Raw genomic sequence first — 19,576 nt, forward strand, 5'->3', positions numbered from 1 at the left:
CATTAGAAAAACACCTATAATAAACCCTAAACCACGCACACGCCACATGAAAAACAAAGCCAGGGCAGGCGATATCTTCTATTTAAAGTTGAAAGATCTCGACAAATATGTTTTCGGAAGAATTCTGTTTGATGTAGATAAACAATATCACAAAGTGGTGGATGTAGGCAAATTGTCTAACAACTATTTCCCTTATTTAAGAATGTTCTACAACAACTGCCAACTGGTTGAAATGTACGAGGGGGTTTATGACAACATTGACACACCTAATACCAAAACCACACTAATACCGCATGCATTCACTAGAAGTATAGATTCAAAAAACAATGTTTTGGAATGGGGCATCATCCAAAATGAACCCGTGGATTATACTAAGATAAATTTTCCTGAGCAATTGAATTATGGCAGTAACCAGGTGAGATTATGTCGAGGTGAACTTGCTATTCCTACTGGTATTTCCAAAGAATCAGCCGAACAAATAGGGTTTAAAAGTAACATGAATGTTCCGCTAACCATAGCCAACGCCAGTCTTCATTTTCAAAACAAACCGGATTTCATCCCCGCTGACATTAGGTATCCTGTATATCTTACCGATCGAGACCTGCTATATAACCAGGAATTGAGAAATAAAGTCTATGCAGACCTCAATCTCAATCCTGAAAAAAGCTATTATGAACTTGCAAAAGAGATGGGCTTTGACCTGGCCCGGTTCTATGAAAAATAAATTGCATACATGAGAACCCGGGATGTGAAGAATTTTGAAAACAACACCCTGCTGATTGGATTAATGTTAACTTTAGGAGATGTTACTCATTGCAATAACTGTTGCAAAAAGTTACAGTTTGTTCAAATACTACCCGGCAACTTACAACCTATGCGTGTAAAACAAATCATACACTATTTTTTTTCCACATTAATCCAATTTAGCGGTTAGAATTAAAAGTGCTTCCAAAAGTCATTTAAACAAATTTTATCTAAAAAGTCGTACAATATTTACAATCATTACTCATTAACCATCTATTATACTTATGGTAATTGGCTTGATATTTGGTAATTAAATACCGCAGCGGACGCTGCAATATCTAATTTTTTACCTTTAAATTTTAAAACTATGGCTTTCAAAGCTAGATTAAATTTTTCAGGCAAGGAGTACGATGTACTCCATTGCGCCTATGCATTAAACCGTGATGTAGATGCTAAAGGAAGGCCTTCTTCCGGAGTTTACGGCGGTACCATCGACATTGAGATCGAATCTACATCGGATACCTCCATAATCGAAGCGATGGTTAACAATCAGTACAAACCACTTGCCGGAACCCTCCTGATTAAAAAAACAGAGGAAGATGCCAAAATGAAAGAAGTAAACTTTGAAGATGGCTACATTGTTAAATATTCGGAAGGAATAAACATTGTGGGTGATTACCCCATGACGCTTAAATTTCAGATCTCTGCTAGGAAGCTTAAATTAGGAAATGCAGAGCATCTTAACGACTGGCCGAAAGCTTAACTAAGTGGAAAGTCTGGAAAGTGAAAGTTCAAAGTGGAAAGTTGAAAGCGAATAGGCAGCCGCCAAAGGTCTAGCTACCTGATCCACGATCTTGTCTTACTACTTGCTACTTGATACTTACTTCTTGACACCCACAACAGCTACTTGACATTTCCTTATCAAAAAACTATCTTCAATTACAAAAACACATTAACATGGCATTTAAAACCCGCTTAAACCTAGGATCTAAAGAATTTGATGTATTACAGTGCAGCTTCTCCTTAAGCAGAGACGTTGACGCTAAAGGACGCCCATCGTCAGGTGTTTATGGCGGCACTATTCACATTGAAATCGAATCAACCGAAGATACATCTGTTATCGAATCAATGGTTAATAACCAGTATAAACCCCTTTCCGGAACAATCGTTTTTAAGAAAGGAGAAGAAGATGCAAAAATGAAGGAACTATCTTTTGAAGACGGTTACATTATTCAATATAGCGAGGGCATTGCAGTGAACGATAAAACACCAATGACTTTAAGTTTTGTTGTATCTGCGCGTAAGTTAAAACTCGGTAATGCCGAGCATGAAAACGATTGGCCTAAGGCATAATCGAAAAAATTAACCCATTTGCAAGCGACTGGTGTTATGCTAGTCGCTTCCTTTGGTTAATAACACTATCAATCTAAATTCAATACATACTCGGTTGGTGATACCATCAATTGGTAAAAGAGAATAAATTAAAGCTCTACCTATGCTTAACATCTCCCTTATACCACTCCAGTATTGGCCTATGCCACTGCATAAAACTGCGGGCATACAGGCTATTACTCCTGCCGCTATTCTGGCTGCCGTAAACGAATTTAGTAGTAGTGATTTTATGGTGTCGGAATAATTACATTCCAGCTTCCGGTTTTCAAGTAATTATGGTTTTAATGACTGCTAATCAACATGGAAAAAAAATTAATTACAGAAATAAATATAGAAGGTAAAGCCATCAGGCATTTTGCTTCCTTTAACCTGCAACAGCAGTTTAATGAGCATCACTACTTCGAACTTCGTTTTAACCACGACCCTATGGGGGCACCGGGATTGATCAACTTGGATGAAAGCCGCGATTTTGTAGGTAAAACCCTCACTGCATCATTTGGCTATGCACAGGATAAACTTCAAAGCTTTGCCGGCCTGGTTACCAAGGTGGAACTGGCTCAAAGCCACGGCTATCATGGTATTTTGATTGTAAGCGGATATAGTCCAACTATTTTAATTGACCGTGGAGAAGACCTGGGATCTTACCTGGAAAAAGATTTAAACGAAATTGTTAAACTTGCCACCAGTGACACCCCTGCAAACGATCTTAAAGTAGTTGCCAATGCCGCCCGCAGCGCAACCATCGATTATATTATCCAATATAAAGAAAGTGATTTTGAGTTCCTGAACAGGCTTTCCGGCGAATACCACGAATGGTTCTTCTACGATGGGAAACAACTTCATTTCGGGAAACCCAACGAGCAAAAAGAAGTGGCCCTCTTTTACGGCCGCGATGTGCACAATCTTCAATATGCCATGGAGGTGGCACCAATAAAATATAAACGCTTTGCCTATAGCGCCAAGCAAGATACCATGCTCCATAGCGAAAGTACCGGAAAAGCCAGCGGAAATCCTGACTTGGTTCATGCCGTACAGGCTTCCAATGCCATGTATAGCAAAACCTATAACCAGCCCGCACTCATTCGTGTAGACAACCACGGGGATATTACCAGTTTAGTAGAAAACCAGGAGAAAGCGCAAATTTCAGACCTCCTGAAAGTAAATGCCAGTGGCGATAATGCAGAACTGTCTATTGGAAGCATTGCAGAAATTACCATGAGCATCCGCAAAGAACTGGCTTTTGTTACCGAAAGCCTGGGCAAATTCCTCATTACCAGCATTAACCATCACGTAGATGGCACCGGAAAATACCACAACACCTTTGAAGGTTTAGTATCCACCACAGAACGAATTTTAGTTAAAAACTTCAATAAGCCCGCCCCTGATATGCAATTGGCTGAAGTAGAAGATAACAACGACCCCGCTGGCCAAGGACGAATCAAAGTAAAGTTAAAATGGGAATGCCTCACCAATGATACAACCGAATGGTTAAGGGTAGTTAGCCCGAATGCGGGGATTGGCGATCGCGGAGCCAATCGCGGTTTCTTTGCTATCCCCGAAATTGGCGACCAGGTAATGGTAGCCTTTGAGGAAGGTAACATTGCGCGCCCGGTGATTATAGGCAGTATTTACCACAGCAGCAATGTAGACAGTAATCCGCAAATTAAAAATCACCTCAAAAGCATCACCACCAGAAGTGGGCATTTAATAGAGTTTGATGACAATGAAGGCACGCAAGGCATCAAAATTACCGACATTAACAGCAACATTATACACATCGATACCAAAGGCAATAACATTACCATTACAGCCTTAGAAAACATGACGCTAAACTGCAAGAATATGCAGATAAACGTACAGGAAAATATGGGTGTGCAAATTGGGAAAGAACAATCTGTAAATGTGGGTGATAATCAAACCATATCTGTAGGAAAAGACATTACCACTTCTGCAGGCAATAACTTCTCGTTAACAGCAACCGGCGATATTCAGGAAAATTCTGATAACCGAACAGAGATGGTAAGCAAAGATTTCCTTCGCCAATCGGAAACTTCTAATGAACTGGCCAGTGAAATCAGCGTTTTCAGTCAGAAAGAAAACATGACCCTGCAAAGCGGAAAGATTGTTGAGATTAACAGTGCAGAAAAATCTAAATTATTTTAACCATGGCCATTAACAAAAGCGCTAACAATATGACAATTACTGTTCATACTGCGTATCACTTACAGGTTGACAAAAAGCTGCAAAAACTTGCTGATCAGGTTAATATAGAAGCTTTTCAGAACAACCTCGTGTTGGCATGCAATAAAAAAATTATTGGCAGAGGGAATAAATCATGAAACTGAACTACAAGTTACTTTTCTTAATCACCTTAACACTTATCAGTTGCAAGGCAAAAAATATGGACGAAAAATTTGATTGGACAGGTACCTTATCTGCTCCCGAAGAATACCCGATAGAAGTTGTACAAGGCGAATTATCCGGAGAAGGTTTTGGTCAAAACTTCGAACACTGGGGAATCATAGCTCCGGGCTGGGGCAATGAAGGCGGTACAGTTTCGGTTGGACCAGACACAAAAAACCTCCCCGATTTTCTGGGGCTGACCTGGATTTCCTTTGTGGAGAAAAAGGTTTACTCTGGCCAGTTTCAGCTGCCTAAAGAAAAAATACAGACCCTTTTTAAAGCAGGCTTTGCAGACATTGTAAATCCGCAAAAAAGAAATACTTATAAAACCATTGTTGTGGGTTTAGCACCAAAAGGAAACATCACCCTCTGGGTAGCGGGAGATGGTAATCAGGTAGAGGTAGCGCATTTTTTGGCTAAAGACACACACATAGATACCACTAAAGTTGCAGAGGAAGATAAGTACATGTTTACTAAAAAATATGTGGAAGAAAGCTTACAAAATCCGAATGTAATTCTTCCAGAAACACAGGAGAAAATTCGTACAACGGGCTACCCTGAAACCAGTTTGTATACAAATATTTATCCTCAGAAATACAACTGGCAACCTAAAGTAATTCTGCCTGCAGGCTATACCTTAAAATTTCTGCAGTTGATGATGTGCAATGGAGAAAAAGAATACACCCCGGCAGAAAACAATGCTTTGGCCCCGGCCAACCGCGCGGTTCCATACATGCTATCGGGAAAATTTACCGATGGAACGCATGAATACTGGTTTGATACAGTAATTACCAGCGATCGCGAGTATCTGTCCCGAATGCAAAAAAATGGAACAAGAACACCAATCCCTTTAGATTTCGATCGAAATGAAATTAATCAGTGCTTTCAAAAACAGTTAGAAAAAAATAAGGGTGTTAATCTGCTGATTCACATTGACCCAAAGAAAAAATCAATCAGTATGAATTTGGAGCAACAAGCAAAAGTGTTCCCGGTTCAACAGTTTCAATTTCAATTGCAAGATTATGGCAACGAGCACTAAATTTGGTTCATACACACCAAAGGCCAGTACATCAACCGCCCCCGAATATTCTTTTGGAATGTTTTTCGATGGCACGCTAAATAATAAAACCAATACCGAAGGGCGCCAGCAATACAATAAACAAGGCAAGGGCGCCCAACTAACGGAGGCCAACAAAGAGAAAGCTGCGGCCTACAAAAAATATGGAAAAGGCGATGAAAAAAGCAGCTACCAGAATGATTACAGCAACGTAGCCCGAATTTGGGAAGGATATGCAGGCAGTCAGAGAATTTACATTGAAGGCATAGGCACAACCGACAATAAAGGCGACGATAGTTTGGGGTATGCCCTGGGTACAGGAGACACCGGGGTTGCCAAATTGGTTGAAAAAGGTTGCAGGTTACTGGCAGAGAAGCTTCCTATGGGAAAAACAATTGCGAAGTTAACCGTAGATGTTTTCGGTTTTAGCCGTGGCTCCACCGCAGCAAGGCATTTTGTAGCGCAATTGAGCAAACCCGAAATTAAAACCCCCAAGCCAGCAGCAGCACATGGTTATCTGGGCAATTTCCTAAAAACCCGCGGAATTAAACTACAGCAACTCGAAATCCGCTTTCTGGGAATTTACGATACCGTATCCTCTTATGAGCCTCGTGCAACATCGGTATATTCCAGACAGGCACTCAACCACGACTTTAGTAACGACGTGGCCGAGCTGGAATTAAACAATATTACCAAAGCGAAGTGTATTTTTCACTTAACTGCCGAAAATGAACACCGCGAAAATTTTGCATTAACGCATGTGCATAGCGGATTAGAAAAATCATTGCCTGGCGTGCACTGCGATATAGGAGGCAGCTACACCACTGGCAGAGAATATGTAGACGAGATAATCAATGGCTCAAAAGCCGAATTAGCCAAAGAGAAAGAACGATTAATACAGCAGGGCTGGTACACTGAAAAAGAGCTCGGTGTAGGTTTTTTTGGCCCAAACTTTAAGCTTTATGGCGATAGGGCATCCGTTAGTCACATTTATAGCTATATACCATTGCACATGATGGTTGATTACGCACTGGCTTATTATGCCAAAACCGGCACCAAGGGACGGCCCGGGGCCATTAACAAAGGCACCCTGTCTGCCAAGTATAATTTCGCTAAAGACCCGCTTTTAGTCAGGGTAAATACCAAGTTAAATAACTTTGTTTTTAAAGGAGGTAAAACCTATACATTTAAGTGGTTTAAAGATATTCATGAAAGATATAAAGGCATTAAACCCAATGATCCTCGCTTTGCAAACTACCAGCAGGAGTTGCAGGAGCAGAAAGACCTGAGATTGCTACGCAATAAATATTTGCATTGGTCGGCCAATTACGATTGGATTGGAATGGATCCAACGCCAAACCGAGTTAGGGTTACTTACTAATTTCCAGCCGTTATGAACCAGAGAAATTTGCTTACCGATGACCGCCCTCAACCAGAAGCCTTAGCTCCTGTTAACCTATTGGATGAAAGATTTAACCAGCCCATTCAGCTCGACCACCATTTCAGTTTATTAAGAAAATTGAATAAAAATGGCGAAACAAGGCGCTATGGGCTAACCATATTATTTGGGGATGGTGATGCCGCCAATGAGATAAAATATGAACTGGCGGTTACCTACCTGGGGCTAACGCCCGAAAATACCTTACGCTATAAACTGGAGCGTACAAGCCCCGTTTACATCAATGAGCTTATTCCTGAGCTGGTTGCCGATCAACTGGCTTATGAAGTGGGAAAAGTATTTTATCCCCTAACCATTGAAACGAGTAAAGACGGGAAGTTTTTAGCTATACAAAACCTGGAAGAAATTAGAAAGCGATGGCCAGCTGTACGCGCAGCAGTAACGGCTTATTTTGAGGGAGATTTTACCACAAGATACCTCCAGCTCATGGATGAAAAGCTTGCGGATGACGGTGCAATTCAGATTTGCCTGCGTGATGATTGGTTTATCCAGGTTTATTTTCAGGCCATTTATAAAAGTTACACAGAAAGCCTGAGTATTCAAACGCAGCTTAACTTTCCAAATCTGGAACCCATGACAGCTGGTTACCACACAATTGAGCGGTTAAATGAACGAACCAATCATTTCGGGGCAATTGAGCTGGAACATTACGGCATGTTCAAACCAACAGAGAACCAGCAAAGTATTGGAGAATATCAGGCTAAATATATCTTAAGCCCAGTTTCAAAGGCCATACAAATAATCATTGCCAGCTGGCGATGGAAGGAACGGAAAGACAGAGATATTAACCTAAAACTATTTACGCTGGATGAGGAAGATAATGATACGTTGGCCAGGGGAAGCTTGGGCGTCGCGATAGAAAACCTCATCATACTTGACGGGAATGAGACGAGGGAAGGCAACAGATTTTGGGATAAATGGTTTTAAATACAAAATAAACTATGGCAGAAAAACATATCGTAGTACAAGGCGCCATGTGCTTATGCAATTTTGGAACCAGCCCTGACCATTTGAAAGTTTTAACGAACAAAAAAGACTATGCCAATGATGATAACGGTAACAAAAAACCCATTGCTACCCATATCGATATTGGCACCACTTTCGAGAAAAACACCTTTGGCAGTTGCGCTAAGAAAAACAATTTACCGTGTACCATAACGGTAACCAAATGGGTAGATTTTTATGAAGATACTGTTTTAGACAATGGCGGACAGATATTGTTAGAAACCTCCAAGGCAACTTGCCCTATAGGTGGCCCTGATTGCATTAAAATTGTTAAACATGGACAAATGGCTGAGCCAACAGCACAGAATTTCGACAATGCAAATGATGAGGTTCAAAAAAGCCTTAACCCAATGATCACACCAAAAGAAATGACCGAAACGCAACCTGATGATAGCGGTGTAATTGACGGATAATTTAACTGAGGAAAGAAATGGCTAAAAAAGGTGTAAAAAAAATTGCCTGGAACGGACAAGGAAAGGTTCATAAAGATAAATCACAACCCGGTTATGCTGTGGTAGTGGAGGGTGGTTCTACGCTGGGTTTCGTGGTGGGAGAATGGTTCCCCGGAACAACTGAGGCCGATAAGAAAAAAGAAGTTACCTGGATCAGGCAATCTGCAGATAGAAAGGTAGACTATTATAAAAGCGCGCGGCCGGCCAATTCAGCCTACACGCTGAATATTTCAAAAGCACAGGCAGGAAAGGTTGCCTATTATGTAGAGGCCAGTTTAACAGGTTTTAAAGATTTATCGGGCACAACAGGCCTTTACGTTCGCGCATATAGCCCGCCAAGGGTAGTAAGCTCTTACTGGAAAGAAGATATTGAAAACAACAACAAGCAAATCCACAGCGGAAACCCTACCCAATACAACATCCCCCTCCATCTTCACCTGGAACTAGAGGGCTTAAACGGATATAACTGCACGGTTCACATTTACAACTGCGAGGTAAACTTCTTTGGAAACAACGACCAGAAAATAAGCAAAACCTATACCCAAAAATGCATTAACGGCATATTGGATGTTCACATTCCGCATCAGGATGTACTGCAATGGCGAAAAGAAATTGGGGCAGAAAAGCCAATTGAGCGTTTCTACATCATGCTTACCTATGAGGGGGCAACAGGATATGTTAAAGATACAACACCAAAAGGAGACCTGCGCCACGCTACCCATTTGTATATCAAAAACAGCTTCGGAAAACTGATCACGAAAGTGGTTCCGCTTCCTAAAGGAAATAAGGTGATCACCATTGGCGAAGAAGAGAAAAAGCCCATTAAATATGACCTCTGTACTTTTGCACAAATTAACATTCACGATAGAGAAGCCCTTAAAACGGTATTCCTGGATAAGAATCCGGCAGCTCATGGCATTGCAGAGCAGCAATTTTCGTTTAACCTGAGTGTGTTTTACGATACCGATCAGTACGAAGTACCAGATAAAAGTAAACCGCTATTAAAGAATATAGTGGAGTATTTAAAGCAAAACCCGCAAATTGCTGTACTCATAGAATCTTACGCCGATATCAGAAATAGCTATGAGTACAATGATAAATTAACCGAAAAAAGGGCAAATGCTATTCTAAGTCACTTTTACACCAATGGCGTAAAAAATAAACTAACCGCTAAATATTACGGAGAGCGCAGGGCTAAACAATTCGATTACATCACCAACGAGGATAGGCCCATTCACAAAATCAACAGGAAAACAGTTCTTACTTTTAAAGTCAATAACCTAAAAACCATTTTCTATAATACCATTACCCCGAATTATAAAATCCCTGTTGATTTATCGCTATTTATAAAAGGTTTTAAAACAGAAAAATGCCTGCTCCTGGCTGATGGCAAAAAGCAACACGACCACACTAAAATCAAATACTCCGAACTGGTAAATATCACGGCAGACCGGAAAGCCATTAAAGATATCCCGCTAAACGGCGAGGAAGCCAAGCTACAGATCATTTCACATGAAGGAGATATGTTCCCCTCAGCCCTTGGCTTAAAACCCAATCGTTACGAGCTGGATATCCATTCATGTGCCTACTTCCCTGATACCAGAAAGCCAACCCTGGTGATTAATGCTTTTACCGATGCACTCTGGATTTTACAGGCCATGTATGATTTTGATGGTGATTATCCTATTGTGTACAGGGGTAAACCCGAACCCATTTCTGTAATCAAAGGCATTAAAGGCCTGCACGAAAGGGCGAAGTACTATATCGATTTGTATTTAAAAGTGCTTACTTATTTCCCAATGGGAGAAGCCTACAAAATGATTACCCAGCTGGCCATCGATTTCTTTGTCGCCGAAGCAGAAATGTACGGAATTGGATATGCCAAAAAATGGAATTATGTAGGTGGTAAATTTAATGAACTCGAAAACTATACTGATAATAACCGCGATTTGGTTGAAAAAGGGATTTTAACCCTTACCATCCTGGTGATGATTGTAGAATTGATTATTGCCATTTTAACACTGGGCGAATCTGCTGCAGCAAAACTTCCAAAAGTTAAAAAAGCAGTACGCCTCCTGAAAAAGGCCCAGGATAAAATGGACAAGGTAGAAGATTTAGGTTTTGAATTTATATTTCCTAAAGTAGCTTTTACCTATGCTACCTATTTAGAAAAATACAAAGATGGGCTGGTACATTACATCACCGAATTCAATGTAAAAGCAGATCCTGTAATAGGAATTAAGTTTGATAAATCAATGAGCCTGAAGAGCCTGATTAGCAAGGCCCTGGTTAAAGACAATGCTGACTTAAAAGACGAAGAGATTGACAATAACGATCCATTAAAGGGAAATATTGATAAAACAGCCAGAAACTGGGGCAGAGGCAAGGCGAAAGAACAAGTAGGCAAAGGCGTGCAAGAGCTGCTTGATCGTGCAGGGCACGATGCCGCAATCAGAATCATGTTCAGTGGTAGCATAAGCCAGGAATATAAGATAAAAATTGCTGCACCAGCGCCACATGAGCAATTCGCCGGGAAAGTGAGCATTAAAAATGCTTTGAAACAAGGCTTGAGCAACAGTGCAGGTAAGGTAATTGGAGACAGCGCCATTAAAATGGAAGCCCAGCTAATGATTAAAGGCAGAATACATGTAGTAGGTTGCGTTCCTGTAGCCCCATTTGTTGCAGCCACCTTTTTTAGAAATACACATACCCAGATAGATACTAAATTTGCTGCAGAAATGTCAAGTCATTTGGTGCATACCCGAACTTACGGTGCCGATGAAGCCAATGGCTTGTACTATGAAGACAAAATTTACTTTTCAGGAATTAAAGGAAAAGTACGGCTAAGTGCAAAGCGTTCGCAACAAACCAAAAAGGATTGGGGCGATGATGCAGAAACCAATCTGATTGATACCGAGTTTAATTTATTCGGCGAACATACCTTTACCATGGCAAAAATCAACCTGTTTTACAAGACCAATAACTAGCTATGAAACTAAAATACACCTTACTCCTTTCTCTTTTAGTTTTAGGAGCTTGCCAACAAAATAATAAATCTATGGACAACACAACAGCAAGCATTACAGATTCTAATCAGGAAGTAATTACGGCTGCTAACGCGCTTCAACAACAAATCAAGCAAATTAATCGCTTCTCGCAAGAACCCCTGTACTACATCTATGTCAATCACGATCAGTGTTTCTTTCAAATCCTGATTAACGACATTCCCATCTTCAATTATTTTGAAGACGGTCAAATCATGTCGCCTATTAACCTGAACGACTATATTCGCCACTCAGGCAAACAAAACATAACTTACAAGCTTTATCCACAAACGAAACGTTCGGACGGCTATTCATTTGATAAGCTGACCAGCTACACCAAAATGAAAATAGAAGTTTATGAACGCAACAACGCAGATACTTCCAATAACTTTGAAAATCAAAAATTAATCCTCACACACCATACAGCAACCAAACCAGACGGGAAAACATTCCTGGCAGAGGAGAAGGATTATTATGAATATACCTTTGATTTTGAGGCTAAAGTTCCATTCGATATAAAAAGCTGGGAAGAAGGGAAGGACCTGAGCAAAATGGATCAGGAGCAACTGCTCAAGCAAACGGAAGCCGCGTACCAATACTATTCAAAAATTATCAGCGATAAAAAACAAGATGATTATTTCCGCTTGAATTATGGCGCAAATGTGAGTCAGATAAAATCGGGATATTTCGATAAAGCTTTCATTACCGAGGCTTTTGAAGATGATATGGCCTTATTCACCAATCCAAGCTTTAAGCTAGAACCGCTAACGGGCTATCGGTTGGCCTTGTATGGCAATGGCAGAATTGCCAGTTTAGAGCAGGTAAGTAACGATTTAAGGTTAAAAAAAGAATCGGCCATTTGGGGGAAAAGCAAAAATGAAAAAGGCGGTACCGAAGCTACTTTCCTAAAACTTTATCTTTTTATTCCGAAAGGTAAAAACACTTTCGAAATTGTAAGGTAACAACCAATAGCTCCAGGGAAGTGGCACAACACCAAACCTGTAAAAAACAACGTTAAGAGTTAAAAATGAACAAGATACACCACTATTTTGGCTTGATATTTGGTCGGATAAGGAAGCTATAGATAGCAGACCTTTTAAATATAAAATCGATTAAGATAGTTAATAATCTATCGGAACGATAATCATTCCCTATTGTATTAAGCTTCACGATCTATGAAAAAGAAGAAAACGCTTAAAGTAGCAAAGCCCTCACAACCTACAGATCTCGAATACATAAAAATGTTCGACAATTGCGTGATTGATACCACAAAAATTGGAACCATCGATAAAACGATAGATGATCAGATCAATGCCAATAAAAGCCGCTATCAGGATATTTCCGATCAGGTGGCAGGCAAAAACTTTTCGAGACCATTAGCCGGCGCATTTGGTTTAAGTTCGGCCCTTCAAACCACAAACCGGTTCGACCTCAGTCAGCCCATTGCCTCTTCATTTGCTTTATTTAACCAGAATCCTATACAGCCGAAAAGCTTTTTCGATAATGCCTTTAGCAACTTTGCACCGGGGTCCGGACAAATACCCTGGTATTTTATTGCCTGTGCACATTATCTGGAGTGTAGTTTCGACTTCAAAAAACACCTGCACAATGGCGATTCGTTAAACGGCTATACGGTAAGGGTACCCGCCAACCGGCCTAAGGTAGGCCATGGCCCACCCTTTACCTTTGAGGAAAGTGCCGTTGATGCCTTGAAACTCATGAAATTTAATGAAATCTCTAACTGGAACCTGCCTACCGTGTTGCGTAAACTGGAAGCTTATAATGGCTTTGGGTATTACAAGTACCACAGCATTAACTCTCCTTATTTATGGAGCTTTTCAGATCAGTATGTGAAGGGAAAATACGTTTCAGATGGTAAATTTGATGCTGAGGCGGTATCCAAACAAATGGGAGCAGCCGTTATTTTAAAGCGAATGGAAGAAAGAACCCTGATTTATATTCCCAGACACTAGCCAGATATGAAAATGATCAAATTAATTACCTCCGCCTTTATCTTGCCTGTTCTCATTTGCTGCACCACAGAAAATGGAAAAGGGCAGCAAAAAGTGGCTCAGGTTAACCAACAAAAAGCAGGTACCTTACCAGCAACAGTAAAAATAGCAGATTCCCATGATGAGGAAGAGTTTAGAAAGCTATTCAAATCACTTACCGAAAGCCTTAAAAAGAAGAATGTTAACAATGTAGCCCCACTGTTAAACTTTCCGTTTTATACCAGTCATAAAGAGGCTGCCAATGGTTTAGGTGCCGCCAGTGATGCCATCAGCACCACTGAATTTAACCGCTATAAAACCGCCATTTTTAATGCTGATGTGATGCGACTCCTTCCGCTCTGCAAGGAGGATAACCTTTCTGAAATAGATGATAAAACCGATGAAATTTATTACCGGTCATTAAAAAAACTTACCGATCCTGGTAGCAAGATGTATGAAGCCTACATGCAGTATCCCGAAACCAATACTCAGGCAGAGAGCTATTTCGGCTTTGTATTCGGTAAGGTAAACGGAAAATTCAAAACCCTTTCTACCTATGCCAAATGGCCGGTGAAATAGCATAAATCTTCAGGTTATGTAACAGGCGGGTTAAATGCATCCTGTTGCATAACCTACTTAAAATTTCAATATTCGATCTCAACGCTTTCCCCCTTCCCAACAAGCCAGGCAGCACATCAAGATTAATCTCCATCCAATGGTTATTCTTTCGAACTCGTCAGGTGCATTCCCCAGGCTTAAATCATTTTTTTTTAAAAAATAATACCACAATCACAACACCACCACTAAACAATTGATTCATAAGTTGTTTGAGGCTACCTGAGTTTAGCTCAACAATCATAATCTCAGCAAAAAGATTGCTTCCTGTAAAAGGAATCATACTGTATTCAAATTCATACTAAAATGTAAAATAATTGATAGGAATTAATGCTTGTTCTTATTACAATAAATACGTAACATTGGATTGATAAATCGTTTTATCAAGTAACCAAATATAAATTTTGAGCCAGGATCACCACTAGCTTTTGCGTCTTTGTTGTCTATGTATTTTAGAAATGTGTAATCAAAACAATTACACTTAATCAGATAACCGATGTCTTTACGCTGTTGTTAAATTCCCGGTCAACGCTTACTGCCGGTTATTGCTTAAAACGCTTATTCAGAACATTAACTAACCATTTACTAAACCTAAACCTATGAAAATCAATCTACTCAGGATTTCAGGGCTTTCTGCGCTTTTTTTGCTCAGTCACCCTGCATTCTCAAAGCACCCTGGTGCCGAAAAGTCCAATGGGTTTTCCTTCATTGAGCCCCATTCCCTGCAGGTTCAGAATCGGAAAATAATTACCGGAACAGTACTCGATGAAAAAAATATGCCCATCCCCGGTGTTGGCGTAAAAAACCTCAGTTCTGGAAAAACCACAGTGACTAACGAAGCCGGTAAATTCAGTATTGAAGCCGACGTTAACCAGGTTATCCGTTTCTCCTATATTGGTTACCAGAATAAAGACATTACCGTTGGTGCCGATAACAGTATCAGCGTTAAACTGATACCTGCTGAAGCCAACAAACTGGAAGAAGTAGTGGTGATTGGGTATGGTAGCGTAAAGAAAACAGATCTTACCGGTTCTGTAGGGGTGGTAAAAGCCAGCGAATTACAGGAACGCCCCTCTTCATCACTAAACCAGGCATTAGCTGGTAGAATCTCTGGTGTTCAGGTAAATACAAACTCCGGGCGTCCGGGTGGGCAAACCAACATCAAAATCAGGGGATTCAGTTCCATCAATACCAGCAATAACCCCTTGTATGTTGTAGATGGCGTAGCCCTGCCTGTAGGGTCGCAAACCCAAAACAGCAACGCAATAGACTACATTAACCCGAGTGATATCGCTTCGGTAGAAGTTTTAAAAGACGCATCATCTACCGCAATATATGGTGCCAGGGGAGCAAATGGTGTAATCCTCATTACCACCAAAAAAGGAACAGCAAATGCACAACGGATCAGCTATGATGCAGATTTTGGGGTAAATACCCTTGCTGCGCATCACGTTAAAATGCTCGATGCATACGAATATGTAAAGGTTCAGGACCTTGCCTATGAAAACATCAAGGTGTACGATCCGGTAGGCTGGGCCGCCGGAAACTATGCTTCAACACCTGTTCCAAAAGCAGCAAGAATTGCATTGCCGCAGTTTTTTGATGGTAATGGCAACCCGCTTTACAACACCGATTGGCTGAAAGAATCTACCCAAAATAAACTCTCTCAAAACCATCAGCTGGGTTTTACCGGAGGTAATGAAAACAGCACTTATGGGGTTTTTGCAGGTTATCGTGATGATCAGGGTCTCCTGTTAAATTCGTACCTAAAGCGTTATTCGGGAAGGTTCAACTTTGACAGCAAAATTAAGCCCTGGCTAAAAGTGGGCGGTAATCTGAGCTACAACAATCAGGATGAAAACATTGTTGATCAGGGAACCGGTGGGCTTAATTCTGTACGGATGATTACTGAAGCCTTTCCTTTTCTTCCAATCAGAACAGCTGATGGGAAATGGGCCGACAACAAACTTATTCCCTGGGCAGAAGGTGGTTCCAACCCGGTGCATATCTTAACCGATCAAAAATATGGAATGATTACCCAAACTGCGCTCGGTAGCATCTATTCTACCATATCTTTCAGCAAAGACCTCGAGTTCCGCACACAATTGGGTGCCAACATCGTAAGCCGCAACATAAATGAGTACAATGCCAAACAGCTATATGGCATATCCGACGGACAAAACGGAACAGCCAATGTAACCAACGACAGGGAGACTTTCTGGTCATTAGAAAACTATTTAACCTATAACAAACGCTTTGCCGAATCGCATGCCATCAATGCCTTACTCGGTATTTCCTGGCAGGCCACCAATTTCTTCAGCAACACCAGCCACGCAGAAAATTTTGTAACCGATTTTTACGGCAACAACAATATGGGCTCAGGTAGTAAATCCATTACCACGGGTTCGAGCAGAAACCGCTCAGCCTTTAATTCTTATTTCGGAAGGTTGAATTATGCTTTTAAAGATAAATACCTGGTAACCTTTACCGGAAGGGTAGATGGATCATCCAAATTTGGAGAGAACCACAAATTTGCCTTTTTCCCATCGGCTGCCCTGGCCTGGAAAGCTTCTGATGAGGACTTTTTAAAGGGGAATAAAACCATTTCTAACCTGAAACTAAGAACCAGTTATGGTTTGAGCGGAAACTCAGAATTACCGGCCTATCAGTCGCTCTCTACTTTGGTTAACAATTCGGCCATTATTAACGATAGCCGGGTAACCGGGATCGGAATCGGCAGGCTGGCCAATCCGGATCTGGTTTGGGAAAAAACCGCACAGTATGATGCCGGATTGGAACTGGGCTTATTCAACAACCGCATTAACCTGGAAGCCGACATTTATTACCGTAAAACCACCGATATGCTTCTGGATGCCCCTGTACCCCGCACTACAGGTTATGCTGTAATCAGGAAAAACATTGGTTCTATGCAAAACAAAGGTTTGGATTTAGGTATCAATACCATTAACGTTCAAACCGATAATTTTACCTGGAAAACCGCTTTCAACATTTCGCTGAACCGCAACAAGGTTTTAGCACTGGCCACGCCAGATGATATTTTCGGAGTGGGTAACCCTAACTTTACCAACCAAACGGGCATCATCAGGGTTGGCGAACCTGTAGGCTCTTTCTGGGGCCTGGTTCGCTTAGGCACCTGGAGCGAGGCCGAGCGCGCAGAGGCGGCCAAATATGTGAGTTACCGTGGGGGTAAAACACTCCTTCCAGGCGATATTAAGTATTTAGATGTTAACGGCGACCATGCCATTACCGATGCCGACAGGCAGATTATCGGCAATGGTACACCAAAGGGCTGGGGATCATTTTCTAACTCCTTCCGCTACAAAAACGTAGATCTGACGGTAGAACTTCAATATTCTTATGGCAATGATGTGCTGAATATGACCCATCACTCTGGGGAAGACAGACAAGTACAAGCCAATAGTTTTGCCAGTGTGCTTAATGCCTGGACGCCTCAAAACCAGGATACGCCTGTTGCGGCCATCAGAGATCAATCGGCCGGATACGTAACCAACGTGGATACGCATTGGGTTGAAGATGGCTCTTTCATCCGGGGTAAAAACCTGTTACTGGGCTATAATTTTAATAAAACGCTGGTCGAAAAACTTCGCTTAAACAGGCTTCGGGTATATGCATCCGTGCAGAATTTTTTCCTGGCCACCAAGTACACGGGTAACGATCCGGAAGTAACCACCTATGGAAATGCATTTGCACAGGGACAAACATTTTTCGATTATCCAAAGCCAACCACTTTTATGGTAGGCTTAAATATTGGATTATAAACATTAATTAGAAAGGATATCACATGAAAATCAATATAAAAAATCTCGCTGCACTATTGTTGCTGGGCGGGGCCATCATTGGTAACTCGGGGTGTAAGAAATTTCTCGAGGAGACCGATCCAACCAATTTATCTCCAAATAGTTTCTATACACTACCCGAACATGCCGAGGCAGGCATTGCAGCAGTTTATTCAGAAATTAGGTTTATAGGCAATGGTGCAGGAATTTATTCCAATAACTGGCAGATGCTGGACGCACCTACAGGAATCCAAACCACCGAAACTGCGCAGAACTCTGACCTGAATAACCTCTATTCGTTAATTTACGATGGCACCAACCTTCATGTTAACCAAAACTGGAGCGGATTTTATAAAGTAATTGCCCAAACCAACCTGGTACTGGATAAAGTACCCGGAATTAATCCCATGGATAATGCCCAAAAGAAACGCATTTTAGGTGAAGCAGCCTTTATAAGGGCCTGGGCATATTTTTACCTGGTGCGCCTCTGGGGAGATGTTCCCCTAATTGTAAAACCGATTACCAGTGCTGCCGATCCTAATTTTGCACCAAGCCGGACCCCACAGGCCGATGTATACAACCAGATTGTTGCCGACCTAACCGCTGCTGAAGCTGCAGGCTTACCTTTTATGGATGCCAGTGGCCGGGTATCTACCGCAGCCATTAAATCGCAATTGGCAAAAGTATACCTAACCATGGCCGGCCAGCCGCTAAATAAGGGCGCAGCCTATTATAAGCTGGCAGCCGATAAAGCCAAAGAAGTAATTGATTATGCTACTTCAAACCCTGCTTCACTGGGGCTATACCCTGCTTACAGCGCTTTACACGACGCGAAGAATGACAATAAACTAGAGCATCTGTTTGGTATTCAGTATAACGATGCGGCAGGGTCTGGAAATCCTTTACAATCGTCTTACTTACCGCTGCACCAACCCCTGGTATCTAAAATTGATGGAATTGGCACAGCCATCCCGACAGGTGATTTTTATGCTTCATACGAAGCCACCGATTTAAGGGCAAAAAACAGAGAAGGTTATTTCTTTACCGATTATTATACCGATGGATTTAAAATGCCATTGGTTAACCGCGGAAAGCCCTATATTTTTAAACATTTCGATTTGATTGCCAATGGTACCTTAGGAGTTGAAGGAACCAGCCGCAGCGACCTTAATATTCCGCAAATTCGGTATGCAGAAACTTTGCTGATTTATGCAGAAGCACAAAACCGGGCAGATGGCGCACCTAATACCGCAGCCTATGCAGCAGTAAATGCGGTAAGGAAAAGGGCACTGTTAACAGACCTTGCCGGCCTGAGCCAAACCCAGTTTGAAGAAGCCGTTTGGAGAGAACGCTGGCATGAGCTATGTTACGAAGGCATTCTCTGGTTTGATATGGTTCGCCTGCGTAAAGTTTACAATGAAAGCACCAATGGTTTCGACAATTTTGTTGGCCACATTAACAAAAGTGTTAACCAGCCATTGCTATCTAAAAACCTGCTTTTTCCTATTCCTACTCCAGAAATTAAAAATAATCCGAAGTTGACCCAAAATCCGGGTTATTAGAAAAAATTGTTAGTTTGTTAGTTTGGTGAGGGTG

At 41.4% G+C, this 19,576-nt stretch carries 15 protein-coding genes; all 15 read left to right on the forward strand.

The window, feature by feature from the left end; genetic code table 11:
• Positions 1-46: 46 nt before the first annotated feature.
• The 15 genes from ACQY77_RS11825 (at position 47) to ACQY77_RS11895 (ending at position 19,542) form a co-directional block, all read left to right on the forward strand.
• Complete coding sequence (locus ACQY77_RS11825) at positions 47-724, forward strand: hypothetical protein (protein WP_421941939.1); 678 nt, start codon at positions 47-49, stop codon at positions 722-724.
• Positions 725-1,111: 387 nt separating this feature from the next.
• Positions 1,112-1,507 (forward strand): type VI secretion system tube protein TssD, encoded by a 396-nt coding sequence (gene tssD, locus ACQY77_RS11830; RefSeq protein WP_421941938.1) that lies wholly within the window; start codon positions 1,112-1,114, stop codon positions 1,505-1,507.
• Positions 1,508-1,701: 194 nt separating this feature from the next.
• Positions 1,702-2,097 (forward strand): type VI secretion system tube protein TssD, encoded by a 396-nt coding sequence (gene tssD, locus ACQY77_RS11835; RefSeq protein ID WP_421941937.1) that lies wholly within the window; start codon positions 1,702-1,704, stop codon positions 2,095-2,097.
• Between the two features lie 142 nt (positions 2,098-2,239).
• Positions 2,240-2,380 (forward strand): hypothetical protein, encoded by a 141-nt coding sequence (locus tag ACQY77_RS11840; protein ID WP_421941936.1) that lies wholly within the window; start codon positions 2,240-2,242, stop codon positions 2,378-2,380.
• Between the two features lie 56 nt (positions 2,381-2,436).
• A complete protein-coding gene (locus ACQY77_RS11845; protein WP_421941935.1) occupies positions 2,437-4,299 on the forward strand; it encodes a type VI secretion system Vgr family protein in 1,863 nt (620 codons plus the stop codon).
• Positions 4,300-4,471: 172 nt separating this feature from the next.
• Entirely contained in the window at positions 4,472-5,578 is a 1,107-nt protein-coding gene (locus ACQY77_RS11850; protein ID WP_421941934.1) for a DUF2931 family protein, read from the forward strand.
• On the forward strand, positions 5,562-6,977 hold the full coding sequence (locus tag ACQY77_RS11855; RefSeq protein ID WP_421941933.1) for a phospholipase effector Tle1 domain-containing protein: 1,416 nt from the start codon (positions 5,562-5,564) through the stop codon (positions 6,975-6,977). The genes ACQY77_RS11850 and ACQY77_RS11855 overlap by 17 nt, the downstream gene beginning before the upstream one ends.
• Before the next feature lie 12 nt (positions 6,978-6,989).
• Positions 6,990-7,982: a hypothetical protein gene (locus ACQY77_RS11860; RefSeq protein WP_421941932.1), complete on the forward strand. Its 993-nt coding sequence runs from the start codon at positions 6,990-6,992 to the stop codon at positions 7,980-7,982.
• A 14-nt stretch (positions 7,983-7,996) separates the two neighbouring features.
• Positions 7,997-8,473, forward strand: coding sequence for a DUF4280 domain-containing protein (locus ACQY77_RS11865; protein ID WP_421941931.1), 477 nt, complete (start codon positions 7,997-7,999; stop codon positions 8,471-8,473).
• 17 nt (positions 8,474-8,490) lie between these two features.
• A complete protein-coding gene (locus ACQY77_RS11870; protein ID WP_421941930.1) occupies positions 8,491-11,499 on the forward strand; it encodes an OmpA family protein in 3,009 nt (1,002 codons plus the stop codon).
• Positions 11,500-11,570: 71 nt separating this feature from the next.
• On the forward strand, positions 11,571-12,518 hold the full coding sequence (locus ACQY77_RS11875) for a hypothetical protein (RefSeq protein ID WP_421941929.1): 948 nt from the start codon (positions 11,571-11,573) through the stop codon (positions 12,516-12,518).
• Between the two features lie 213 nt (positions 12,519-12,731).
• On the forward strand, positions 12,732-13,529 hold the full coding sequence (locus ACQY77_RS11880; protein ID WP_421941928.1) for a hypothetical protein: 798 nt from the start codon (positions 12,732-12,734) through the stop codon (positions 13,527-13,529).
• A gap of 6 nt (positions 13,530-13,535) precedes the next feature.
• Positions 13,536-14,126, forward strand: coding sequence for a hypothetical protein (locus ACQY77_RS11885; RefSeq protein ID WP_421941927.1), 591 nt, complete (start codon positions 13,536-13,538; stop codon positions 14,124-14,126).
• Between the two features lie 635 nt (positions 14,127-14,761).
• On the forward strand, positions 14,762-17,962 hold the full coding sequence (locus tag ACQY77_RS11890) for a SusC/RagA family TonB-linked outer membrane protein (RefSeq protein WP_421941926.1): 3,201 nt from the start codon (positions 14,762-14,764) through the stop codon (positions 17,960-17,962).
• A gap of 23 nt (positions 17,963-17,985) precedes the next feature.
• Complete coding sequence (locus ACQY77_RS11895; protein ID WP_421941925.1) at positions 17,986-19,542, forward strand: RagB/SusD family nutrient uptake outer membrane protein; 1,557 nt, start codon at positions 17,986-17,988, stop codon at positions 19,540-19,542.
• The last annotated feature ends 34 nt before the right edge of the window (positions 19,543-19,576 follow it).

Origin of the sequence: Pedobacter sp. (genome assembly GCF_965279535.1) — a bacterium.
Taxonomy (GTDB): domain Bacteria; phylum Bacteroidota; class Bacteroidia; order Sphingobacteriales; family Sphingobacteriaceae; genus Pedobacter.